Annotated in this window: 15 protein-coding genes and 1 tRNA gene; 8 read left to right on the forward strand and 8 right to left on the reverse strand. The window is 66.1% G+C overall.

Annotated elements, in window-relative coordinates; genetic code table 11:
- Window positions 1–215: 215 nt before the first annotated feature.
- Window positions 216–292 (forward strand) — tRNA-Pro (locus Q0082_RS03525).
- Between the two features lie 73 nt (window positions 293–365).
- On the opposite strand, the gene Q0082_RS03530 is transcribed toward Q0082_RS03525, so the two are convergent.
- On the reverse strand, window positions 366–1361 hold the full coding sequence (locus Q0082_RS03530; protein WP_298189952.1) for an alpha/beta hydrolase: 996 nt from the start codon (window positions 1359–1361) through the stop codon (window positions 366–368).
- Window positions 1362–1653: 292 nt separating this feature from the next.
- Between Q0082_RS03530 and Q0082_RS03535 the strand changes: the two genes are divergently transcribed.
- Window positions 1654–2832, forward strand: a complete 1179-nt coding sequence (locus tag Q0082_RS03535) for a glycoside hydrolase family 68 protein (protein WP_298189953.1) — start codon at window positions 1654–1656, stop codon at window positions 2830–2832.
- Between the two features lie 47 nt (window positions 2833–2879).
- On the opposite strand, the gene Q0082_RS03540 is transcribed toward Q0082_RS03535, so the two are convergent.
- From Q0082_RS03540 to Q0082_RS03555, 4 genes are all read right to left on the reverse strand, one after another.
- Window positions 2880–3881 carry a LacI family DNA-binding transcriptional regulator gene (locus Q0082_RS03540; protein ID WP_298189955.1) on the reverse strand — a complete coding sequence of 334 codons (1002 nt, stop codon included), beginning with the start codon at window positions 3879–3881 and terminating at the stop codon, window positions 2880–2882.
- 70 nt (window positions 3882–3951) lie between these two features.
- Window positions 3952–5628 carry a carboxylesterase family protein gene (locus tag Q0082_RS03545; protein WP_298189957.1) on the reverse strand — a complete coding sequence of 559 codons (1677 nt, stop codon included), beginning with the start codon at window positions 5626–5628 and terminating at the stop codon, window positions 3952–3954.
- A gap of 90 nt (window positions 5629–5718) precedes the next feature.
- A complete protein-coding gene (locus Q0082_RS03550; RefSeq protein ID WP_298189960.1) occupies window positions 5719–7872 on the reverse strand; it encodes a TonB-dependent receptor in 2154 nt (717 codons plus the stop codon).
- Window positions 7873–7964: 92 nt separating this feature from the next.
- Entirely contained in the window at window positions 7965–9032 is a 1068-nt protein-coding gene (locus Q0082_RS03555) for an alpha/beta hydrolase (RefSeq protein WP_298189962.1), read from the reverse strand.
- Window positions 9033–9208: 176 nt separating this feature from the next.
- Here Q0082_RS03555 and Q0082_RS03560 point away from each other — a divergent pair, with 176 nt between their 5' ends.
- Window positions 9209–10327, forward strand: a complete 1119-nt coding sequence (locus Q0082_RS03560) for an alpha/beta hydrolase fold domain-containing protein (protein WP_298189964.1) — start codon at window positions 9209–9211, stop codon at window positions 10325–10327.
- Here Q0082_RS03560 and Q0082_RS03565 read toward each other — a convergent pair.
- A complete protein-coding gene (locus Q0082_RS03565) occupies window positions 10324–11382 on the reverse strand; it encodes an alpha/beta hydrolase (RefSeq protein WP_298189965.1) in 1059 nt (352 codons plus the stop codon). The two genes, Q0082_RS03560 and Q0082_RS03565, sit on opposite strands and share 4 nt — an antisense overlap.
- Window positions 11383–11583: 201 nt before the next feature.
- Between Q0082_RS03565 and Q0082_RS03570 the strand changes: the two genes are divergently transcribed.
- Entirely contained in the window at window positions 11584–12744 is a 1161-nt protein-coding gene (locus tag Q0082_RS03570; protein WP_298189967.1) for a hypothetical protein, read from the forward strand.
- Here the strand turns inward: Q0082_RS03570 and Q0082_RS03575 are convergent.
- Together Q0082_RS03575 and Q0082_RS03580 are read right to left on the reverse strand one after the other, a co-directional pair.
- Entirely contained in the window at window positions 12729–14468 is a 1740-nt protein-coding gene (locus Q0082_RS03575) for an NAD(P)/FAD-dependent oxidoreductase (RefSeq protein WP_298189969.1), read from the reverse strand. The genes Q0082_RS03570 and Q0082_RS03575 overlap by 16 nt on opposite strands.
- 36 nt (window positions 14469–14504) lie before the next feature.
- Window positions 14505–16778 (reverse strand): TonB-dependent receptor, encoded by a 2274-nt coding sequence (locus tag Q0082_RS03580; RefSeq protein WP_298189971.1) that lies wholly within the window; start codon window positions 16776–16778, stop codon window positions 14505–14507.
- Window positions 16779–16937: 159 nt separating this feature from the next.
- On the opposite strand from Q0082_RS03580, the gene Q0082_RS03585 reads away from it, so the two are divergent.
- From Q0082_RS03585 to acs, 4 genes are all read left to right on the forward strand, one after another.
- Window positions 16938–17600 (forward strand): TetR/AcrR family transcriptional regulator, encoded by a 663-nt coding sequence (locus Q0082_RS03585; RefSeq protein ID WP_298189973.1) that lies wholly within the window; start codon window positions 16938–16940, stop codon window positions 17598–17600.
- Window positions 17601–17620: 20 nt separating this feature from the next.
- Window positions 17621–18904: an aminotransferase class III-fold pyridoxal phosphate-dependent enzyme gene (locus tag Q0082_RS03590; protein WP_298189998.1), complete on the forward strand. Its 1284-nt coding sequence runs from the start codon at window positions 17621–17623 to the stop codon at window positions 18902–18904.
- A 14-nt stretch (window positions 18905–18918) separates the two neighbouring features.
- The gene (locus Q0082_RS03595) at window positions 18919–19266 is read left to right on the forward strand and encodes a hypothetical protein (RefSeq protein ID WP_298190000.1); all 348 of its coding nucleotides are present in this window, start codon (window positions 18919–18921) and stop codon (window positions 19264–19266) included.
- Between the two features lie 83 nt (window positions 19267–19349).
- Window positions 19350–21290 carry an acetate--CoA ligase gene (gene acs / locus Q0082_RS03600; RefSeq protein WP_298190002.1) on the forward strand — a complete coding sequence of 647 codons (1941 nt, stop codon included), beginning with the start codon at window positions 19350–19352 and terminating at the stop codon, window positions 21288–21290.
- The last annotated feature ends 18 nt before the right edge of the window (window positions 21291–21308 follow it).

Consider the following 21308-nt stretch of genomic DNA (forward strand, 5'->3'; position numbering starts at 1 on the left):
GGCGCATGCCTCCCGAACAGGCACCCGATGCGACTCAGAAAACTAGCCATAGTAAGGAAAACTCCATCACGTCCGGCCTCGTCGCCATAGCCGGTCGTTAGGGCCGCTTGGCACGTATGGTTGATTCTACCAAGGTGTGTTTCGCCAAACCTGAACCCACGGTCCGAGATTGCGCCTTGCCGCCCCACCCCTGCTTGCTCTAGGGCTCGCCCCGTCGGGGAGTAGCGCAGCCTGGTAGCGCATCTGCTTTGGGAGCAGAGGGTCGCAGGTTCGAATCCTGTCTCCCCGACCACAAACCCCGGAAACACTCGGTCTCGATCGCATCGCAGGCGCAGGATCGGAGAGCTGCACGCTATCGTGTGTGGCTAGGCTGCGGCCACGCGGGGGGCATGGCGGTCAAGGAATGCTGCGAACAATGTCGGCCAGTACCCGGCTGGCGCGTTTGCGGGGCCTATTCCGAAACCATGCCCGCCTTCCTCGAACAGATGCAGCTCTGCAGGGCGGCGTGCCTCGCGCAAGGCATCGAGGAACAACATCGTGTTCTGGTAGGGTACCGCCTCGTCGTCGAACGAATGAACCAGGAATGTCGGCGGAGTCATGGCGTTCACGTGAAGCGCAGGCGAACGGCGGGTGACCAGTTCCGGCGTCGGAGCTGGCCCCAGCAGGTTCTGTGCGGAGAGCGGATGGGTATGCGGCGGCGTGGCGGCAATGACTGGATAGATGAGGCCTGCGCTGTGCGGGCGCGCGTCGAGCGCATCGGCCCTGTCACGAGGGGCATAGACCTGGTCCGCCGCGGCGGTGATCAGCGAAGCCGCGAGGTGCCCGCCAGCGGAGAAACCCAGCACGGCAACAGTCGCAGGGTCGATCCCGAAGCCGGCCGCACCGGCGCGGATCACGCGCATCGCCCGCTGCGCATCCTGCAGCGGCACATCGGCACGGTTCGCCCAGCCCTCTGCGGGCAAGCGATAGACCAGCACGAACACGGTATAGCCGTGCGCAGTCATCACCCGCGCGACATCGGTGCCTTCGTTGCGGATTGAAATGAATGTGTAGGCGCCGCCCGGAATCACAAGAAGGGCACGGCCATTGCTCTGCGCCGGGCGGAACACCCTGAGTTCGGGCCGGACGACACCGGTAATGAAGGCGGGATCGAGCGTCGTGGAGCGGACCGGAGGTTTAGCGGGCGCCCCGGGCGGCGCATCCGGCCACAGGGGGATCGCCTCGGCAGCGGTCCATTCGGGCGGAAGTGGGCCGCCCCCGGCGGGGATTTCAAGTGCGGCGCGGGAAGCCAGGGCTGGTGCCGGCATCAGCAGCGCACCGCTCCCCAGCAGGACCTGCCTGCGGTTGACTGGCACATCCATGGCATTCTCCCGTTCCTGTCTGCGCACCCGCCAGCCTTTGTGCACGTGCCAGCCAGCCACGCGCGCATCATGGCGAGAAGCGGCCCACCGCGCCACCGGATCGTTGCATGATGCGCTGCCTGACGAGATGCTTGGAACACGGCAAACTGATGATTGCGTAATCGATTGCTCTTCCCTACACTTCAGGGTACGGCATGGCCAGCGGTTTTCGGGCCGGCATCCCGGGGAAGTGTCTGTTTGCAAGGATTTGCGGGCACGGCACAGCCAAGGCAGGCAGCATGAGGGACAGGGAATGACGGCAGCGAAGGTCAAGGATCCGGAACCCGCGCCGAACATGCAATCGCGCGTCTCCGCTCGCCGCTGGACCTCGGCGGATCTTGGCTTGCTGCCCGTCGGCGCCGACACCACAATTCCGCCTTTCGCCCGCGACAACAGCGCGCGGATCGACGGTTTCGATCTGTGGGACATGTGGCCGGTGGAGCATCCGGATGGCCAGTTGCCTCGCTTCGACGGCGCCTCGCTATGGATGGTGCTGGCCGCGCCCGCCGGCGCGGACCCTGATGCGCGCCATGCCATCGCGCGCATTCATCTGCTTTCCGGGAAGAACGGTGCGTGGACCGTCCATGGCCCCGTCTTCCCCGATGGCTTCACGCCGGGAAGCCGCGAATGGTCGGGCTCGGCGGTGCTGGAGCTGCAAAGCAACACGCTTACGGTCTTCTTCACGGCTGCCGGCCGGCGCGCCTTTTCGGGGCCGAGCTTCGAGCAACGCCTGTTCCAGGCCCACTGCCAGTTTGCGCATGCAGATGGTGCCTTCATCCTCTCCGGCTGGACCGATCTTGCGGAATCGATTGTTGCCGATGAGCAAGACTATCGCCGCGCCAACCAGACAGAGGGCCGCGCGGGCGAAATCCTCGGCTTTCGCGATCCTGCCTGGTTCCGCGATCCGGCAACCGGTCAGGCCTATCTGTTCTTCACCGGCTCCTCGGCCCGCTCCACCGCGCAGTGGACTGGCGTGATCGGCGTCGCAGCGCTGGACGCGGCAGAGGCATGGCATCTCCTCCCGCCCGTGATCGACGCATCCGGCCTCAACAACGAGCTGGAGAGGCCCCATATGCGCTGGGTCGATGGCCACTATTACCTGTTCTGGTCGACTCAGGCGAAAGTCTTCGCACCCAGCACGTCCCCGGCACCGAGCGGACTTTATGGCGCGGTGGCGCCTTCCCCGCTCGGGCCGTTCACCTTGCTCAATGGATCAGGCCTTGTCGCGGCAACGCCGGCCGAGGCGCCCGCGCAGGAATACAGCTGGTGGGTGATGGACGACCTCAGCGTGATCGGGTTCGCCGATTATCCCGGCCTTGCCGATCCAGCCGTGCTTGCCGACGCAGCCCAGCGCCGCGCCCACTTCGCCGGATACCCCGCGCCGTTCTTCCACATCGCGCTTGATGGCGCCTCGTCGAAGGTCGTCCGCTAGAGCGCTTTCCGACCAATCTGGCTCACCGTGATTGGTCGGAAAGCGCTCTAGGTCGACGCGCGCACGATGAGCTGCGGCTCGATCTGCTGCGAAGTCGTCTCCTCACCAGCAATGCGGCGCAGCAACGTCTGGGTCAGTAGATCGGCACCGTGGCGCAGCTGCTGGTCGATCGTCGAGATCGGCGGGGCCATATGCTCGCCGATCGGCAAGCCGTCATAGCCAACAACCCGCACATCATCGGGCACGCTGCGGCCGAGATCGCGCAGCGCGCGGATCACGCTGATCGCGGTGACGTCAGAACCCGCCACGATCCCGTCGGGCATTTCGGGCAACGCGCCAAGCTTCTGCCGCAGATCGGCATAGGCCGCATCGGGCTCGAAATGCGTTGGGATCGCCGTGAGGCTCGCAAGGCCGGTTTCCTGCACGGCGAGGCGCGCGCCATCCACGCGGTCGCCGAATTCGCTCCCCTCGACCGGCCCGGCATAGGCGATCCGCCGGCAGCCCCGCTCCACCAGATGCAGCGCGGCCATGCGCCCTCCCAGCCGGTTGTTCGACCCGATCGAGCAGTGGTGCTGCCCGGGGGCATGGCCGCCCCAGACCACCATCGGCGCATAGCGGCGCGAGACCGTCTCGATCACGTGGAACTGGTCCGACTGCCCGACGACGATGATTCCATCGACCCGCCCGCTACCGATAAACCGATCAATCCAGCGATCGTTGCGCGGGATCACGCGAGAGAGGAGCAGGTCATACCCGCGCTCGGCAAAGGCATCGGCGAGAAAGCCGGTCATCGTGTTGAAGAACGGATCGGAAAGGTGCTGCAGTGCCTCGTGACCCAGGGGCACCAGCACGCCGATCGTCATCGTGCGCTGCGTGCGCAGATTGCGCGCGGCCACATTGGGCTGGTAGCCAAGCTTCTCTGCCAGCGCCGCAATCCGCTTGCGCGTCTCTTCGCTCACCCGGCCCGATCCCGTCAGCGCGCGCGAAGCGGTGGCGGTGGAGACTCCGGCGAGTTCGGCAAACTCCTTGATGTTCTTGACGCTGGCCATGGGATCCTTTGAACTCGCGCTGCATTAACGGGCAACTCGCCGCACTCGTCAATGGGGGCGCATGCGGTCGCTAGCGCAGGCTTGCCCGTTCTGCGGCATCGATCTCGCCAATCATGTGCGGCTCCCGCTCGATCCGCAACGAAGGGAAGCTGCCGCGACCCACCGGCTGCCACTCCGGCAGCCCGGCGCCGTCCGGCCTGCCTGTCGCGGCAAAGGAAATCAGCGTGCGCGACATGCGCGCGGCAAGGTCCAGTGCCTCGGCCCCGCCACCGGTCATCGAGGCACAGCGCGCCGCGTTGTCGAACCAGAACGGAATGTCGAGGCAATGAAACGCGCGCGGGCGGCCGTCCAGGATCGGGGTCTGCCAGGTGAACCAGAACACGTGCGTGCGCGCGGCGCCGGCGGCAAGGCGGCGGGCGGCCTGATCGATCACTGCCTGCCGGATCGGCGCAGTGGCGATGCACGACCACAAGTCGAACGGCTTGGCGCCGGGCGTTGCTGCGCGGAAGGCCCGGATCACCGCATCGGCGCGGCCGGGCAGGAAGCGTTCGACGCGGGCCAGCAGAGCCGTTTCGTCCATCGCGTCACAGTCCGGCTGGTTGATGCCAGACACGAACTCGTTGAGCGTCGAACCGATGATCAGCGGTACGGCCGGATCGGTGGCGGGAAGTGCCGGGCCGGCGGGATCAGCCAGAATCGTGCGGCCATCGATCACTGGCGCGTAGTCGAGGATCTGCGGGATCCGGCGCACATCGACGAAGCCGTCGAACGGCGGATTGATCCGCGCCGCCACGCGGTCTGCCGCCGCGCGCAAGTCGGCATAGGGCAGCGATTGCAATCTCGCGAAATCGCCCGCGCCCACTCCCAGTTCAGCCAGCAGCAGCGCGGCCAGCCGGGCGCTGCGCTCAGGCGTGCTGAACCCGGCGAACGATCCGCTGAGGATCATTGCCCGATGATAGAGCCCGCGCGCCGCCGGCATCGCCATCAGCGCCGAGACTTTGGCCCCGCCGCCCGATTGGCCGAAGATCGTCACCCGGTCCGGATCGCCGCCGAACGCCGCGATATTGCCCTGCACCCAGCGCAGCGCGGCAACAATATCGAGCATGCCGAGATTGCCGGTTTCGGCGAAGTCCGGCCCCCAGGCCGAAAGATCGAGGAAGCCGAGCAGATTGAGCCGGTGGTTCAGCGTGACAACCACTGCATCCCCGCTCCGGGCCAGGTTCTCGCCATCGAAGGCTGGAATATCGTGGCCTGACCCGGCTGCGAAGCCGCCGCCGTGGAGCCAGACCAGCACCGGCCGTCGCTTCGCGGTGCCGTGCGCGGGAGTCCAGACGTTCAGCCGCAGGCAGTCCTCGTCGGCCACCGCATCGTTCCAGCGGAAGATGAAGGCTTCCTCATCGTGGAAGCGGCCCATCCCCTTGTCTTGCGGGGCAATCGGGCCAAAGTGCAAGGCAGAGCGCACACCCTGCCATGGCGTCGGCGGCTGGGGCGGGCGGAAGCGGTTGGCGCCGCCGGTTGGCGCACCGTAAGGCACGCCCTTGAACATGGTGACCCCGCCTTCACGGTAGCCGCGAACAAGCCCGGCAGTCGTGCGCACGGTGGGATCGGTGGACAAGGCGGCCTCGCGCGGCGGCGCCGGAGCTGAGCTCGCAGCGCCGGGCGCTAAGCCCAGCCCGGCTGCGAAGGCCGCGCCCTTGATCAGATCGCGGCGGTCAAGCCCTCCTGCCCCGGCAGACGTCTCGGCCATGGTTTCAGCGCCTTCGGATGGACTGGCAGGACGGCGCCCGGCTCCGCAAGGGAAACCGGGCGATATCCCGACCAGATCGGTTGGTCCGGATCAGTTGGTGTTCAGCCGGAACGTCACGCCGATGGTTCGCGGACGCGGCCCGGCGAGCAGCGTGGGACCATTGGCCGAGGTCGGCCCGCGCTCGTCGGACAGATTGTCCGCAAAAAGGCGCAGTTCATGGCGATCACGGCGCAGGCCGATGCTCGCCTGGAACAGCTGATAGGGGTTGATCTCGTTCACCGTGGCATCGCCGAGGCGGAACCGGCCGACCGTGGTCGCCGATCCGGTCATGAACAACTCGTACTTGCCGACGTTCGTCTCGTAGGCCGCATCGAGACGGAAGTTGTGCGTCGGCGTGTTGAGCAGGCGCTTGCCGTTGGCAATCCGGGGATCCGCGCCGTTGAAGGCGGGGATCACGTTGGTGAACTTCGAATCGTTGACGTTGCCGATCGCGGTCAGCGTCAGGCCCTTCAGCGGCGTCCGCCAGGTCGCTTCAAGGTCGATGCCCTGCGCCTTGCCGTCACCCAGATTGGCGAAGGCAGCAAGGCCGATCGAGGTGTTGAAGGCGCTCTGGATGTTCGTGTACTTGATATCGTAGAGGCTGACGGCAAGCCGCAGCGCCCCATCGAGCAGCGTGCCCTTGGTGCCGATCTCGAGGTTGCGCAGCTTGTCAGGCGTGAGCGAAAGCCCGCTCGGCACACCGTCCGCGATCACCGCGTCGGCCTGGGCCTGCGATTGCAGGATGCCGCTGCGGAAACCGGTGCCGGCATTGAAGAACACCGTCCAGTTCGTCGTCGGGTACCACGCGAGGTTGGCACGCCAGGTTACCGCGTCGGGCGTGGCCTTGATGAACACGGGAACGCCATTGGAGATCGAGTTCGCCGTGCGCTTGTCCTTGAAATAGCGCAGGCCGACGAGCGGCACGAGTTTGCCGCCGAACAGTTCGTAGCTGGCTTCGGAGAACACGGCCGCGTTCTCCGTCTTGGTGATTGTCTGGCCGCTGAGCGCGAAAGCGGGGAAGTTCAGATTGAACGTGTAGAGGCTCTTGGCGTTCTGGTAGAACACGCCCGCCACGCCCTTGAACGGCCCACCCTTGTTGGTGGCAAGGCGCAGTTCGTTGACAAAGTTGCGCGCGTCCCCGCCGTTGATCAGCGTCCCGATGCCGAGCGGCGCGCCCAGATTGAGGCCGACCTGGAACCCACCGGGCAGCGACTTCTGGTACGAAGTCGCGTTGGTCAGCGTGAGTGCGCCGATATCGCGGGTGATCGTGTTCGAAAGGTACCAGGCGCGGCGGCGATCATACCCCACCACGTCGCCCTGGAACGAAGCGAACGGCGGCTTAACCGAGTTAATGACGTTGAGGTAGTTCTGGTCGGTGCTGAAGTACCAGCCGCGCAGGCGCACGGTGGTCAGCGCATCGGGCTTCCACAGCAGAACCGCCTGGAGGTCCTTCGAGGTGACGTCGTTCGCATCCTTCTCGCGCGGGGTGCCGGTGGGCGCGCCCGAATAGATATCGGCATAACCGGCACGGCGATCGTAGCCGCCGCTGATGCGCAGGCCGAGCTTGCCCTCGATCAGCGGAACCGACACGGCCGCAGCGCCGCGATAGTTGGGGTCACCCGCCTCGCGCGTGGTCGAAAGCTCGGCCTCGCCCGCCACCGTGATCTTTTCGAGGTCGGGGTTCTTGGTGCGGTAGATGATCGTGCCGGCGGACGAGCCGAGACCGTAGAGCGTACCCTGCGGACCACGCAGCACTTCGATCCGGTCGATGTCGAAGTACTGCACCGGCGGTGCGGCCTGGTTGTTGGGCACACCGAAGGGCGTATCATCGAGGTAGTAGCCGATCAGACCATCGCCGATCGGCCCGCCCGCGCCCGAACCGCGGAATGAAAAGATGCGGTAGCCGGCACCGATTTCCTGCGCCTGCGAAGCACCGGGGATAAGCTGGATGAGATCCGAGCCATCGCGCACATTGCGCTGCTTGAGCGTGTCACCGCTGAACGCCTGGATGGCGATCGGCACCTGATCGAGCTTGAGCGAGCCGGACTTGAGCGCGGTGACGACGATCTCGCCCGCATCGGCCGCTTCGGTGGCTTGCGGGGTCGCTTCCTGCGCCTGCGCGGATGCGGCGATGATCAGGGCCATTGTCGCGGCGGCACCGGCGAGGCGCGCGCGCAGATGGTTGCGGTGGTGATTGGGCTTCATGGTATCCTCCCTCATTCTTGAATACTTGCGTAATCGATTGTGCAACTGGTGTCAAATCGTTGCGTGCTCGCCCTTTGGTGCGCTTCAGCTTCTCAGGATCTGGCGGACGCGGGCTGGAAGGCGGCGCTCAGCGCCGATTTCCAGGATGCCGTAAAGTTGCGCGCGGCGCGCGAGGCGGGCGCGATGAAATCGAAGCCGTGATAGGCGCCGGGAATGACCAGCAGCTGTGTCGGCACGCCAGCCGCGATCAGCGCCTGCGCATAGGCAATGTCTTCCTCGGCAAAGAGATCGATTGCGCCGACGCCGATGAAGGTCGGTGGCAGGCCGGCGTAGCTGGTGATCCGCGCTGGAACCGCGCCTGACGGTACAGTCACGCTGCCCGCCGGCTGGCTGAGCAGGCTGGCCCAGCCGACCCGGTTGCCCGCCTCGTTCCAGCCGATCGTGCCGATGAACGGCGGCACACGGCGCGTGCTGCCGGTGCGGTCATCGAGCATCGGATAGATCAGCACCTGATAGCACAGCGGCACACTGCCCCGATCCCGCGCCGCGATGGCGACCATTGCCGCAAGGCCGCCGCCTGCGCTTTCGCCCATGACCGCAATCCGCGCAGCGTCCACGCCCAAAGCCGCAGCATTGGCATGGAGCCAGACGAGCGCAGCGTGGCAATCCTCGAGCGGCCCCGGGAACACGGTTTCGGGCGAAAGCCGGTACTCGACCTCAACCACCACGCAGCCCAGTTCCTCAGCGAGGCGCTGCGAGGCCGGAAACGTATCCTGCATGCGGCCCACAATGAAGCCGCCCCCGTGAATGTGCAGCACGGCAGGGCGCGGTGCTCCGCCGGCGCGCGCACCGATCACCGCGATGGAAACTTCGGGATGCCCGGGGGCTCCGGGAATGCGCCGCAGCTCGATGGCCGGCGCAGCCAGCGGCGGCGCTGGAGGCGGTGCCTTCTCCCGCATCGCGCGGATCGCGGCGGGATCGAGCGGATCGGGCAGCGGCCGCGCCAGGATCATCCTTGCGCCGTCGCGCAGTTCGGGATCGACCATGCGCAGCGCGTCACTCTCGGGCGCGGCGGAGGCCGCCAGTGCGCGCAACGGCAAAGCCGTGAGCGCTGCGGCGCCGGCAGCGGCAAAGCCGAACGATCTGCGTGTGAATGTCACCGTCAATCCCTCTCGCCCTGCCACGGTCTGCGCTGCGGTCTGAGCGCGCGAAGCCTGCGCGCAATCGATTACGTGCTTACACCTTGCAGTCAGAATTGCAATCGATTACGCAAGTCTGAAGATCGGGACGCAAGGCAGCAAGCGTTCGCCGCGGATCACGAGGAGAGACCCCCAACATGGCCAGCGCGACATTTCCCTTGATCGCCCGCACGATGCGCTTCGCCTGCGCGCTGGTTCTGGCGGCCACTCTGCTGCCCTCGGGCCAGCCGGCCAGAGCCGCCGATACGCCGCCGGCCGTCGTCGTCGATGCGGATGGCACGGTTCACGTGCCGGCGATGGCCGTGCCCGTCTCGTCGATGCTCAGCCCCGAGGCCAGGCAATACATGGCTGACCATCTCCACGACATGCAGAACCCTGAGAAGGTCCGGCAAGTGGGCGGCGTCCCGGTGTTCATGGAACCCTACCTCGCCGAAGCCAAGGCCGCCTACGCCTATACCATGCGCGAGCACCGGATCGGCGGCGTGCGGGTGTTCGACTATGCCCCCAAGGCCGGGATCGCACGGCGCAATGCCCGCCGCGTGCTGATCAACCTCCACGGCGGCGGCTTCATGGGCTGCTTCCCCGGCTGCGCCGAACTCGAAGCCATTCCCGTGGCTACGCTCGGCAAGGTGCGGGTTGTCTCAGTCGACTACCGGCAGGGTCCTGAGCACAAGTTTCCCGCCGCGAGTGAGGATGTAGCGCTGGTCTACCGCGCACTGCTGAAGTCCCATCGCCCGGCGCAGATCGGCATCTATGGCTGTTCGGCCGGCGGCATGCTCACGGGCATGGCGCTCGCGTGGTTTCAGCGGCACGACCTGCCCCGCCCGGGCGCGGCGGGCATCTTCTGCGCCGGGCTCACCAGTTCCGCGAACGGCTTTGGCGGCGATGCCGATTACATGACCGCCGCAGTGGGCGAGGCGCGCCCAGCGCCGGCCTGGCCCTCCACCAGCCCGCCGACATGGACCGCCCTGCCCTATTTCAAGGACGCGGACCCGAAGAATCCGCTCGTCTCGCCCGGCTCATCCGATGCGGTGCTGCGCCGCTTTCCGCCCACACTGATCATCACCGCCACGCGCGGCTTCGAGCTGAGTTCTGCGGTCAAGACCCACACCCGCCTCGTCGCGCTGGGCGTGCCCGCCGAACTGCATGTGTGGGAGGGCCTGTTCCACGGCTTCTTCTACAAGCCGGACATGCCCGAATCGCGCGAAGCCTATGACGTCATCCTCAAGTTCTTCGACCGGAACCTCGCGCGCTAAGTCGAAAACGCCGCGCGCAGTTCAGCCTTCCACGCCGCCGTGAACTCGCGCGAGACGCGCGCTTCGGGCACGACAAAATCGAAGGCATGCCACGCGGCGGGCGTGACATGGATGCGCGTCTTCACGCCTGCTGTGATCAGGCGCTGGCCGAATGCAATATCCTCATCGACGAAGAGATCGAGCGCGCCGACGCCGATGAAGGTGGGCGCAAGGCCCGCCAGATTGCTCTCCCGCGCCGGCACGCTGCCCGTCGGCACGCTGTCGGAACCCGCCGGAACGCCCAAGAAGGCGCTCCAGCCGAACCGGTTCGCTTCGGCCGACCAGCCTACCGTGCCGATATGCGGCGGCACGGTGCGGGTCGATCCGGTGCGGTCATCCAGCATGGGATAGATCAGCACGACCTGGCACAGCGGCACCTCACCGCGATCGCGCGCCATCAGCGCTGTCATCGCGGCCAGCCCGCCGCCCGCACTTTCGCCCATCACCGCAATCCGCGCGGGATCGATGCCGAGGCTCTGCGCATTGGCCGCCATCCACGTGAGCGCGGCATAGTTATCGAGAACGGGGCCAGGGAAAGGCGTTTCCGGCGAGAGACGATAATCGACATTGACCACCACCGCGTCGAACTCTGTCGCAAGCGCCTGGCAGAACGACGTCAGATTGCGGGCGCGGCCGGAGATCATCCCGCCGCCGTGGATATGGAGGATCGCCGGCCTTGGCTTGCCCGCAGGCCCCGGCACGATCAACTCGATCGCCACCGGCGGCGCGCCCGCTGGGCCCGGGATCGTCCGCATCAGGACTTCGGGAGCCTTCAGCAAGGGCGGCGGCGCCCAGCCTGCGCGGATGGCAGGCAATGCCTCACGCGACATCGGGGGGAATTTCTGGGCCAGCATCGCACGCGCCGCCGCCCGCAGTTCGGGATCGACGAGCGCAAGCGGGTCGGAACCGGCCGTCTCGGCCCCAAGGGCCAGACTGCTCCGCGCAAGGCCCGGCACAAGCGCCATCGCCCCGGCGCCAAGGATGATGCGGTGCAGATCACGGCGGCTGATGGTCAAGCGAAACTCCTGTCCGGGCGGTGCAGCGATCGTTCGGATCACGAGAAAGGTCTGCGTGGTTGCGTAACCGATTACAAGAGGGTTGCAGCAACGAATGCACCCGTAAATGCACCCGCGATTGCACTGGGCGACTGCGCTCGCTTGACTTGCTCCGCCCCGCGCCCAATAAACCGGATAATTATCGGATCAGCGGGGAATGGCATGGCGGCGCAGCAGGAACCAACCGGCCCCGCGCCCTCCCGCATATCGCTCGGCGCAGCGCTGCTGATCGGCGCGACCGGGCTCCTCGTCCTTGGCGTCCAGCCGCTGCTCTATGGCAGCTATGTCCACGAAGGGCGGATCAGCGAAGCGAGCCTTGGCCTGCTCGCCGCGATCGAGATTGCCGCGATTGCGCTTGGCAGCGCCGGCGGCATCGCGCTGCTGGCCCGTGCCCCCGCACGGGCCGTGGCGCTCACCGGCATCGCCATAACGATCGCCGCAAACCTGCTGCCCGCGCTTGTCCCGCTGCTCCTTGCCCGCGCGATCTCGGGCGCGGGGGGCGGGCTGCTTGTCGGCGTGGCGGCCGGGGCGATTGCGCGCGCGAAGGGTCTCAACGCCGCAGCCGCGGCCTTCCTGTTCCTCCAGGCCGCCAGCCAGTATGCCATCCTCCAATGGTTCGCGAGCGCCGCCGCACCCGGCTCCGCGGCAGACGTCCAGCATGCGCTCGCGGTGATCGCTGCGCTCACCGCGCTGGCGCTGCCGCTCGTGCCCGCGCGGCTCGCACCCGTCGCCCATGCCGACGCGGCCGCCAGCAAGGGCGCCATTCCGCTGTCTGGCTGGATCGGCCTCGGCGCTTCGGCGCTGCTCGTGGGTGCGGTGGTCGGGATCTGGGCCTACATGGGCCTCTGGCTCGAATCGCGCGGCATTGCGCCCGAACGCATCGCGCCGATGCTCACCGCCTCGATGGTCGGCCAGATGGCGGGCGCGCTCGTGGCCATTGCGGTGGGAGAACGCGGCCATGCCGGGGCGAAGGCGGTCGTCACCGGCCTTGGCCTCATCGCCATCGTCGCGCTCCTGTTCCTGCGCGGCGCGGATGGCACGCTGGGCTGGAGCCTTGTCGTCGGTTACGGCTTCGTATGGATGGTGCTCACCCCGGCGCTCACCGGCTTCCTGCTCGAAGCGGATCCGAGCCGCCGCAGCCTGCCCTTCGCCGCCTCGGCACAGCTGTTGGGCGCGGCGATCCTGCCCACGGCGGCGGGCATGATGATCGAGGCACAAGGCATCGATACGGTGCTGATCGCCTGCTCGGCCGCAGTCATCCTCGGCCTTGCGCTGATCGGCGCCGCGCTGGGCCTCAGGCCCCGGCTTTACGCCGCGACGTAAGGCTCGGCCGGAAGCCCCTCGTACCGGGCCTTCAGTTGCAGGCCGAGGTAGCGTGAGTAACTGCGCGCCATCGCGAGATTTCCGGCCATGAACCACAGACCCGGCTCGGGCGTCGGCTTCCACAGGTTCTTCATCTCGCCTTCCCACGGGCCGGGATCGCCCGGAAAGCCCGAGCCATAGCCCCAGGTCTTGCCGATGCGCTCTGCCACTTCGGGATTGATCAGACGCGCCACCCACTGCTTCATGTCGCAGAAGCCAGTTGCATAGATGATGCGGTTGGCGCGCTCGTGGCTGCCGTCCGAAAGCATAAGCCCGTCCTCGACAATGCGCTCGATGCTCACGCCTGAGCGCACCTTGATCCGCCCGTCCGCGACCATCTCCGAAGCACCGACATCGACGTAGTAGCCCGATGATGTGCGCTGGAACTTCATCGCGATGCCCGTGCCGTCCGGCCCGAAATCGATCTGGAATCCGGCGTCGGTCAGCCGCTGGTAGAACGGCGCCTCGTCGATCCGGATCTGGTCCCACGCCGCCTTGTTGACCTTCTCGGCGAGGCGGAAAGGCACCGAAGCGCCGAGGAGGTCCGCCTTGTCGGTCGTCAGGCCCGCGTCATAGACTTCCTGCGAATACGCACCGGCGAGGATCTTCTCCATTGTCGTTTGCCGCACGATCAGCGTCGAGGAACGCTGGATCATCACAGGCTCAGCCCCGTGGCTGACGAGATCAGCGCAGATGTCATGCGCAGAGTTGTTTGCGCCCACCACGATCACGCGCTGGCCAGCCAGCCCTTCGCCGCCTGGATGCGCGCTCGAATGGCACTGGTGGCCCTTGAAGGTCTCCTGCCCCGGAAACTCCGGCGTGATCGCAAAGCCCGCATTGCCCACCGCCATCACCAGATGTTCGGGGACGAGCGTCACCGGCTTGCCGTCACGCTCCAGCTCCACCCGCCACTTGCCTGTGGCGGGATCGCGCGCAATCCCCTTGCATTCGGTGCTGGTCCAGATGCCCAGCTCCATGATCCCGGCGTAATACTCCAGCCAGTCGCCCATCTTCTGCTTGGGCGTGTAGACCGGCCAGTGATCGGGAAACGGCACGTAGGGCATGTGGTCGTACCACACCGGATCGTGCAGCAGCAGCGACTTGTAGCGCGAGCGCCACTGGTCACCTACGCGCGGGTACTTGTCGACGAGCAGGCACGGCACACCCAGCATCTTGAGCCGCGCGCCGAGCGCAAGGCCGCCCTGCCCGGCGCCAATGATCAGCACATAGGGCGGATTGCTCTCGCTCCACTGCTCGACATCGTCATGGCGCGCATCTTCCCAGGTGCGCTGCCCGGTCTCGTCGACCACGCCCGAAGCGCGCCGTCCGCGCAGTGGCTCTTCAAAGCCCTTCAGTTCCTTGAGCGCGGTGAGCAGCGTGAATCCCTTCTCGCCCATCAGCCGCAGATAGCCCTCGCCGCGCCCCTGCGCCGTCTCGAACGTGATGAAGCCCTCGCTCGCCCCCGCCGGCGCATCGCTGGCAAAATGGCCGATCTCCGAAGAGGCCCCGCGCGCATTGGCGAACGCGGCGATCGCCTCGCTGCCTTCATGTGTCGCAAGCGTCCAGCCCAGCGCCAGATAGTCGCGCCAGAGGCCTTCGGGCAGGAACAGCCCTGCCACTGCCGCGCCGTCCCCGGCATTCAGCGCCGCGCCGAACTTCTCAAGCCAGCCATGTACGTCAAGCATCAGAAACTGCCGCCTTTTCTTGTCTCGCCGCGCCGCTCAGAAATGCGCGACCAATTGGACCCCGAAGGTACGCGGATCGTTGTAGTTGATCTGGTCCTGCGTGATCACTGGCGCAATTGAGGAGATGTAGCGCGAGGAATTGAGGTTCTTCACCCACAGCGCGGCTTCCCAGACCTTCGAGGGCGTCTGATAGGCCAGCCGCGCATTGATCCGCCCGTTGCCCTTCACTTCGGTGCTTGGCGCATTGTCCGGGAACAACGCGATCGAGGACACGTAGGTCCCGTCTACCCGCGCCTTGATCGCTGCCCCGCTCACCAGCGGGATCGTCCAGTTCACGCCGCCCGAAAACGCGAACTTCGGCGCATTGACCAGCCGGTTGCCGTTGTAGCTCACCCCGCCCAATGCCGCGAACTTCTTGTATTTGCTGTGCATGATGGTCGCCGCACCGAACAGATCGAGGTTCCGCGTCGGCCGCACTGTCAGTTCCGCCTCGAGGCCATAGATTTCGGCATTGCCCGCATTCAATTTGCGCTGCACCGGGATCGGCCCCGTCAGGTCGAACACGAAAACCTGCAGGTCGCGGTAGTCGTAATAGAACGCCGAAGTGTTGAACCGCACCTTGCGGTCAAGCAGCTCGGTCTTCAGCCCCACTTCGTAGGCGTATAGCTTCTCCGAATTGAACGGCACCAGCTGCAGCGGATCGGTCGAAGCGCCGCCCGCAAACCCGCCGCTGTTGTAGCCCTTCGAGAACGAGGCATAGACCAGCGTATCGCCCGACTTGTAGTTGAGCGCCGCCCGCCAGGAGAGGTCCTTGAAGGTCTTGGTGCCCTTGAAATCGAGCAGCGGCAGCGTCACGTCGGAATAGGCCTTCACCGGCACCACGCCGCCCACCGCATCGAACAGGCTGCGGTAATCCATGCTGATCCGGTCGCGCGACCAGCGCAGACCCACCGTCGCAGTCAGCTTGTCGGTGAGCTTGTAATCCGCCTGCCCGAACACCGCGAGGCTGCGCGTGCGCTGCGTATAGGGATAGCGCAGCAGGCCCAGCGAATTGACCGGGTCGAATGTGCCGAGGAGGTCATTGGGATCGCGCAGAGACCGGAGCAGATCAAAGCTGCTGTCGGTCGCCAGCGTATCGTGGAAATAGTAGCCGCCGATGATCCAGTTGAGCTTCCGGTCACCCGTCGATTGCAGGCGCAGTTCCTCGCTCCACTGGCGCGGGCGGTCCTCGTAATAGGCGACCACGAAATCCGCCGGGCTCGCGTCGGTATCTTCGAGCGTCGCGCGGTTGACCTTCTCGTAGGCGGTGATCGAGGTCAGCTGCACCCCGCCGAAGTCCACCTGGCCCAGCAGCGAGGCGCCGAACACGCCGATGCGCTCCTTGCCCTCGACGTTGTAATCCCCGGCATAGACATTGTTGTCGGTATCGGCATAGCCGAAGGCGTCGGTCGGCGTGCCGTCAGGCAGCTGCGCCGGGTTGCCGAAGAAGTCGACGCCCGACCCCCTGTGCTGGAACTGCCGCGCGCCGCCGGTGTTGTTGCCGCCATGCACCGAAAGCCGCAGCAGCACATTGGGCGCCGGTGTGAAGTCGGCAATCCCTCGCAGCGCCCAGAGGTTGATGTTGTTCACCTTGTTCCCCGTCACGCGGTTGAGGGTCGTCCCGTCGCGCCGGTTGTAGAAGCCTGCCACGCGCACCTTGAGGAGGTCCTTGGCGATCGGCCCGCCAATCCCGCCTTCCAGTTGCACTTCATTGAACCGGCCATAAAGCGCGGAGAAATCGCCGCTCAGCTCGTCGGTCGGCTTGCGGCTCGAAAAGCGGATCGCGCCCGCCGTCGTGTTTCGGCCATAGAGCGTTCCTTGCGGCCCCTTCAGCACTTCGATCCCGCCCGAATCGAACACGTTGAACAGCTTGCCCGCGTTCGCGCCGATGAACACGTCGTCGACATAGACACCCACCGCACCCGTCGTGTTCGAATTGAAGTCGCCAATACCGACACCGCGGATGAACAGCGAGGTGGTCGAAGCGGCCGTGCCCGCCTGCATCGAAAGGCTCGGCACCAGCAGCGTGAGATCGCGCGGATCGCGGATGCCGGTCTCGGTCAGCGCATCGCCGCTGATCGCCGCGATTGCGATGGGCACGTCCTGCACGTTCTGCGCGCGGCGCTGCGCGGTAACGACGATCTCTGCAATGCCGTCGTTCTTGGCCGGCGGGGCCGCCTCCTCTGCCAGCGCGGGCATGGCGCCAGCGAGCCCGCTCCCCGCCAGAATGATCCCGAGGCACCGCTTCGCATTCGCACGACGCATAGTCATTCCCCCCGCTTCGGCCCTGCCCCGCAAAGGCGCGGGCTCTGGTCCCCACCCTGCAAAGCTTCCCGCAATCGCCCGCAGGGTCAAGCCAAATCTGATATTAATTCGGATTTTTATCCGAAACCGGGTTGAACCGCGAGGAATGCGTGCTAGCCTGCAAGGATGGTGACCATCCTGCCACGGCCTGCCGATACGATCCGCCGCCCGCGCCAGAAGCGCAGCCAGCAGCGGTTCGAGGCGATTCTCGATTCCGCAGACCGGCTGCTCGAAACGCTCGAGCCGGCTCAGATCAGCATCTACACGCTCGCCGAAGAGGCAGGCCTCTCCGCCCCCTCGATCTACCATTTCTTCCCCGATGCGGGGCAGGTCTTCGTCGCCCTCGCGGAGCGCTACGTCCGTCAGTTCGTTGATCTGCTCGACAAACCACTGCCGCCGGGCGTGACCACCTGGCAGGCCTTCTTCGCCGCGCGCTACGGCCACGGCCGCGATCACTACAACGCGCACGGCGCCGCGCGCCGTCTCCTGCTCGGCTCGGGCCTCTCCGCCTCGATCCGCGCGCGCGATCTGGAGAATGACAGCGTGCTTGCCGAGCGCAGCATGACCGAATTCTGCCAGCTGTTCGCTATCGCCCCCAGCGCCGATCTGGTCGAACGCTTCACCGAACTGCTGGTGATCAACGATGCGATCTGGACCCTCTCGGTCCATCGCCACGGCACCATCACCGACGCTTACGACGAGCAGGCCCGTCTGGCGCGCGAAGCCTATTGCAGCACCTTCCTGCCCGAACACCTGCCGCTGCGCGCCGCCGCAGACCAAGCCGCCTGAACCACCTGAGGGAGAGCCAGATGACAACAAATGCCGCCGACCAGTCGCTCCGCCAGCGCGCCCTCAAAGTCGTGCCGGGCGGCATGTACGGCCACGAGGCGACGACGCTCATGCCCGCCTCCTACCCGCAGTTCTTCGAACGCGGCGAAGGCGCCTATATCTGGGACGTCGATGGCAACCGGTACCTCGATTTCATGTGCGCTTATGGCCCCAACCTCTTGGGCTATAACGACCGGCGCGTGAACGATGTCGCCGTCGCGCAGCTCGCCAAGGGTGACACGATGACCGGCCCCAGCGCCCACTTCGTCGACCTTGCCGAAGCCCTCGTCGGCATGGTCAGCCATGCGGATTGGGCGATGTTCTGCAAGAACGGCACCGATGCCACCACCATGGCGATGACCACCGCCCGCGCGCAGACCGGCAAGCGCCGCATTCTCGTGGCGGACGGCGCCTATCACGGCGCCGCCCCGTGGTGCACGCCGATGCCCGCCGGGATCGTGCCGGAAGAGCGCGCGTTCATTTCCAAGTACCAGTACAACGATGTCGCCAGCCTCGAAGCCGCCGTTGCTGAAGCGGGTGACGATCTCGCCGCGATCTTCGCCTCGCCCTTCAAGCACGATGCGTTCATCGATCAGGCCCTGCCCGATCCGGCTTACGCGAAGCGCGCCCGCGAACTGTGTGACGAAACCGGCGCCATGCTCATCGTCGATGACGTGCGCGCCGGCTTCCGCCTGATCCGTGATTGCAGCTGGGAACTCGTCGGCGTGCGGCCCGACATGAGCTGCTGGGGCAAGTCCTTCGCCAATGGCCACCCGATCTCGGCCCTCCTCGGCAACGACCGCTGCCGCGAGGGCGCGAGCCACATCTACGTCACCGGCTCGTTCTGGTTCGCCGCCGTCCCGATGGCCGCCGGGGTCGAGACGCTCAGGATACTGCGCGAGACCGACTACCTCGAAAACTCGATCCGCCTCGGCACCTTGTGGCGCGAAGGCCTGGGTGCCCTCGCCGCGAAACACGGCTTTGCCCTGCGCCAGACCGGCCCCGTCCAGATGCCGCAGATCCTCTTCGACAATGATCCCGATTACCGCATCGGCTTCGCCTGGGGCGAGGCGATGCTGAAGCGCGGCGTCTACGTCCACCCCTGGCACAACATGTTCTTCTGCGCTGCGATGACCGAGGCCGATATCCAGTTCGCGCTCGAAGCCGCCGACGATGCCTTCGCGTCGGTCAAGACGCAGCTCGCCACGATCGAACCGCACCCAGTCGTCCTGATGTTTCTCACCGCCATGGCCGGCGCGCACTGAGCGGGAGCGGACACATGCCAACCTGGATCCCCAGGTTCTATCGTGCAGCCGCCATCTATGGCGCGGTGGTCCTCCTCCCCGCCTATCTCGCGCCTTGGCCGGCTGAGCAGCCGCATATCTACCTCGGCTTCGTCGGCCTTGCGCTGGTCTTCCAGGCGGTGTTCTGGATCATCGCGTCGCATCCGGTGCGCTATCGCCCGCTGATGGCCGCGTCGGTGTTCGAGAAACTGGTCTTCGGCGTCCCCACGCTGCTGCTGTTTTCCCAGCACCGTGTAAGCCCGCTCGACGCCGGTTTCGCTACGATCGACCTGCTGCTTGGCCTCGGTTTCTTCCTCGCATGGAAAGCCACGCCAAAAGCCTGATCCTGCGCATTCAAGGCTTGGCAAACACCGCCCATTGCGTCTTATAGCGGCCAAAATCCAACGCTTGCCGAGAGGACGCCGCCATGAGCCAGACCACCTACCCGGTCCCCGAAAGCTGGGCGAAGGGCGCCCTGATCGACGACGCGCGCTATCAGGCGATGTATGCGCAATCGCTTGCTGATCCCGAGACGTTCTGGCGCGAGGAAGCCAGGCGGATCGACTGGATCAAGCCCTTCACCAAGGTCAGCACCACCAGCTTCCATGAGGCGGACTTCTGTATCCGCTGGTTCGAGGACGGCACGCTCAACCTCGCCGCCAACTGCCTCGACCGCCATCTCGCGGAGCGCGGCGAACAGATCGCCATCCTGTGGGAGCCGGATTCGCCGGGCACGCCCGACCGCCGCATCACCTACCGCGAGCTGCACGAGATGGTGTGCCGCTTCGCCAATCTGCTCAAATCGCGCGGCGTACAGCGCGGCTCGCGCGTCACGATCTACCTGCCGATGGTGCCCGAAGCCGCCGTCGCCATGCTCGCCTGCGCACGCATCGGGGCGATTCACTCGATCGTCTTCGCCGGCTTCTCGCCCGACGCCCTCGCGGGGCGCATCATCGATTGCGATAGCCGCCTCGTCATCACTGCCGACGAAGGCCTGCGCGGCGGCAAGAAGGTACCGCTGAAGGCCAACGTCGATGAAGCGCTCAAGCAGTGCCCCGGTGTCGATACCGTGATCGTCCTTGCGCACACCGGCGCCGATGTGCCGGTGGTCGACGGCCGTGACGTCGACTGGGCCAGCGCCGCTGCGCAGCACTCCGCCGATTGCCCACCGGAGGAAATGAACGCCGAAGACCCGCTGTTCATCCTCTACACCTCGGGCTCCACCGGCAAGCCCAAGGGTGTGCTCCACACCACCGGCGGCTACTCGCTCTGGGCCTCGATGACACACGAGTACGTCTTCGATTACCGTCCCGGCCAGATCTACTGGTGCGCGGCGGATGTGGGCTGGGTGACCGGGCACAGCTACGTCGTCTACGGCCCCCTCCTCAACGGCGCGACGACCGTGATGTTCGAGGGCGTGCCGAACTTCCCCGATCCATCGCGCTTCTGGCAGGTCGTCGACAAGTTCCAGGTCGAGATCTTCTACGGTGCCCCGACTGCTCTTCGCGCGCTGATGCGCGAGGGCGACGAGTGGGTGAAGAAGACTTCACGCCAGTCGCTGCGACTGCTCGGCTCTGTCGGTGAGCCGATTAATCCCGAGGCGTGGGAATGGTACCACAAGATCGTCGGCGAAGGCCGCTGCCCGATCGTTGACACCTGGTGGCAGACCGAAACCGGCGGCGCGATGATCACCCCGCTTCCCGGCGCCACTGCCTTGAAGCCGGGCTCCGCCACCCGCCCCATGTTCGGCGTCAAGCCCGCGCTGCTCACCGGCGAGGGCCAATTGCTCGAAGGCGCGGCAGACGGCTGCCTCGTCATCGAACAGAGCTGGCCCGGCCAGATGCGTACCGTCTGGGGCGATCATGAACGCTTCTTCCAGACCTATTTCAGCACCTTCCCCGGCCACTACTTCACCGGCGATGGTTGCCGCCGCGACGAGGATGGCTACTACTGGATCACTGGTCGCATCGATGACGTGATCAACGTCTCCGGCCACCGCATGGGCACAGCTGAAATCGAAAGCGCGCTGGTTGCTCACGCGAAGGTCGCCGAAGCGGCAGTCGTCGGCATGCCGCACGAGATCAAGGGTCAGGGCATCTACGCCTTCGTGACGACCAATGCCGACGTCGAGCCGGATGAGGCCCTGCGCAAGGAGCTCATCCAGTGGGTCCGCCACGAAATCGGCCCCATCGCCACGCCCGACGTGATCCAGTTCGCGCCCGGTCTGCCCAAGACCCGCTCGGGCAAGATCATGCGCCGCATCCTGCGCAAGATCGGCGAGAACGATGTGAGCAATCTTGGCGATACGTCGACGCTGGCCGACCCTTCGGTGGTCGACAACCTGCTGGCGAACCGCCCGAACGCCTGATCTGCGCCGACTGCCACA

It is taken from the genome of Novosphingobium sp. (assembly GCF_027489515.1).
GTDB lineage: Bacteria > Pseudomonadota > Alphaproteobacteria > Sphingomonadales > Sphingomonadaceae > Novosphingobium.

Bases quoted from the DNA above. Each gene is read 5' to 3' on its own strand.
- Q0082_RS03530 (WP_298189952.1), bottom strand. From the start codon at position 1,361: ATGGATGTGCCAGTCAACCGCAGGCAGGTCCTGCTGGGGAGCGGTGCG.
- Q0082_RS03535 (WP_298189953.1), top strand. From the start codon at position 1,654: ATGACGGCAGCGAAGGTCAAGGATCCGGAACCCGCGCCGAACATGCAA.
- Q0082_RS03540 (WP_298189955.1), bottom strand. From the start codon at position 3,881: ATGGCCAGCGTCAAGAACATCAAGGAGTTTGCCGAACTCGCCGGAGTC.
- Q0082_RS03545 (WP_298189957.1), bottom strand. From the start codon at position 5,628: ATGGCCGAGACGTCTGCCGGGGCAGGAGGGCTTGACCGCCGCGATCTG.
- Q0082_RS03550 (WP_298189960.1), bottom strand. From the start codon at position 7,872: ATGAAGCCCAATCACCACCGCAACCATCTGCGCGCGCGCCTCGCCGGT.
- Q0082_RS03560 (WP_298189964.1), top strand. From the start codon at position 9,209: ATGGCCAGCGCGACATTTCCCTTGATCGCCCGCACGATGCGCTTCGCC.
- Q0082_RS03570 (WP_298189967.1), top strand. From the start codon at position 11,584: ATGGCGGCGCAGCAGGAACCAACCGGCCCCGCGCCCTCCCGCATATCG.
- Q0082_RS03575 (WP_298189969.1), bottom strand. From the start codon at position 14,468: ATGCTTGACGTACATGGCTGGCTTGAGAAGTTCGGCGCGGCGCTGAAT.
- Q0082_RS03580 (WP_298189971.1), bottom strand. From the start codon at position 16,778: ATGACTATGCGTCGTGCGAATGCGAAGCGGTGCCTCGGGATCATTCTG.
- Q0082_RS03585 (WP_298189973.1), top strand. From the start codon at position 16,938: ATGGTGACCATCCTGCCACGGCCTGCCGATACGATCCGCCGCCCGCGC.
- Q0082_RS03590 (WP_298189998.1), top strand. From the start codon at position 17,621: ATGACAACAAATGCCGCCGACCAGTCGCTCCGCCAGCGCGCCCTCAAA.
- Q0082_RS03595 (WP_298190000.1), top strand. From the start codon at position 18,919: ATGCCAACCTGGATCCCCAGGTTCTATCGTGCAGCCGCCATCTATGGC.
- acs (WP_298190002.1), top strand. From the start codon at position 19,350: ATGAGCCAGACCACCTACCCGGTCCCCGAAAGCTGGGCGAAGGGCGCC.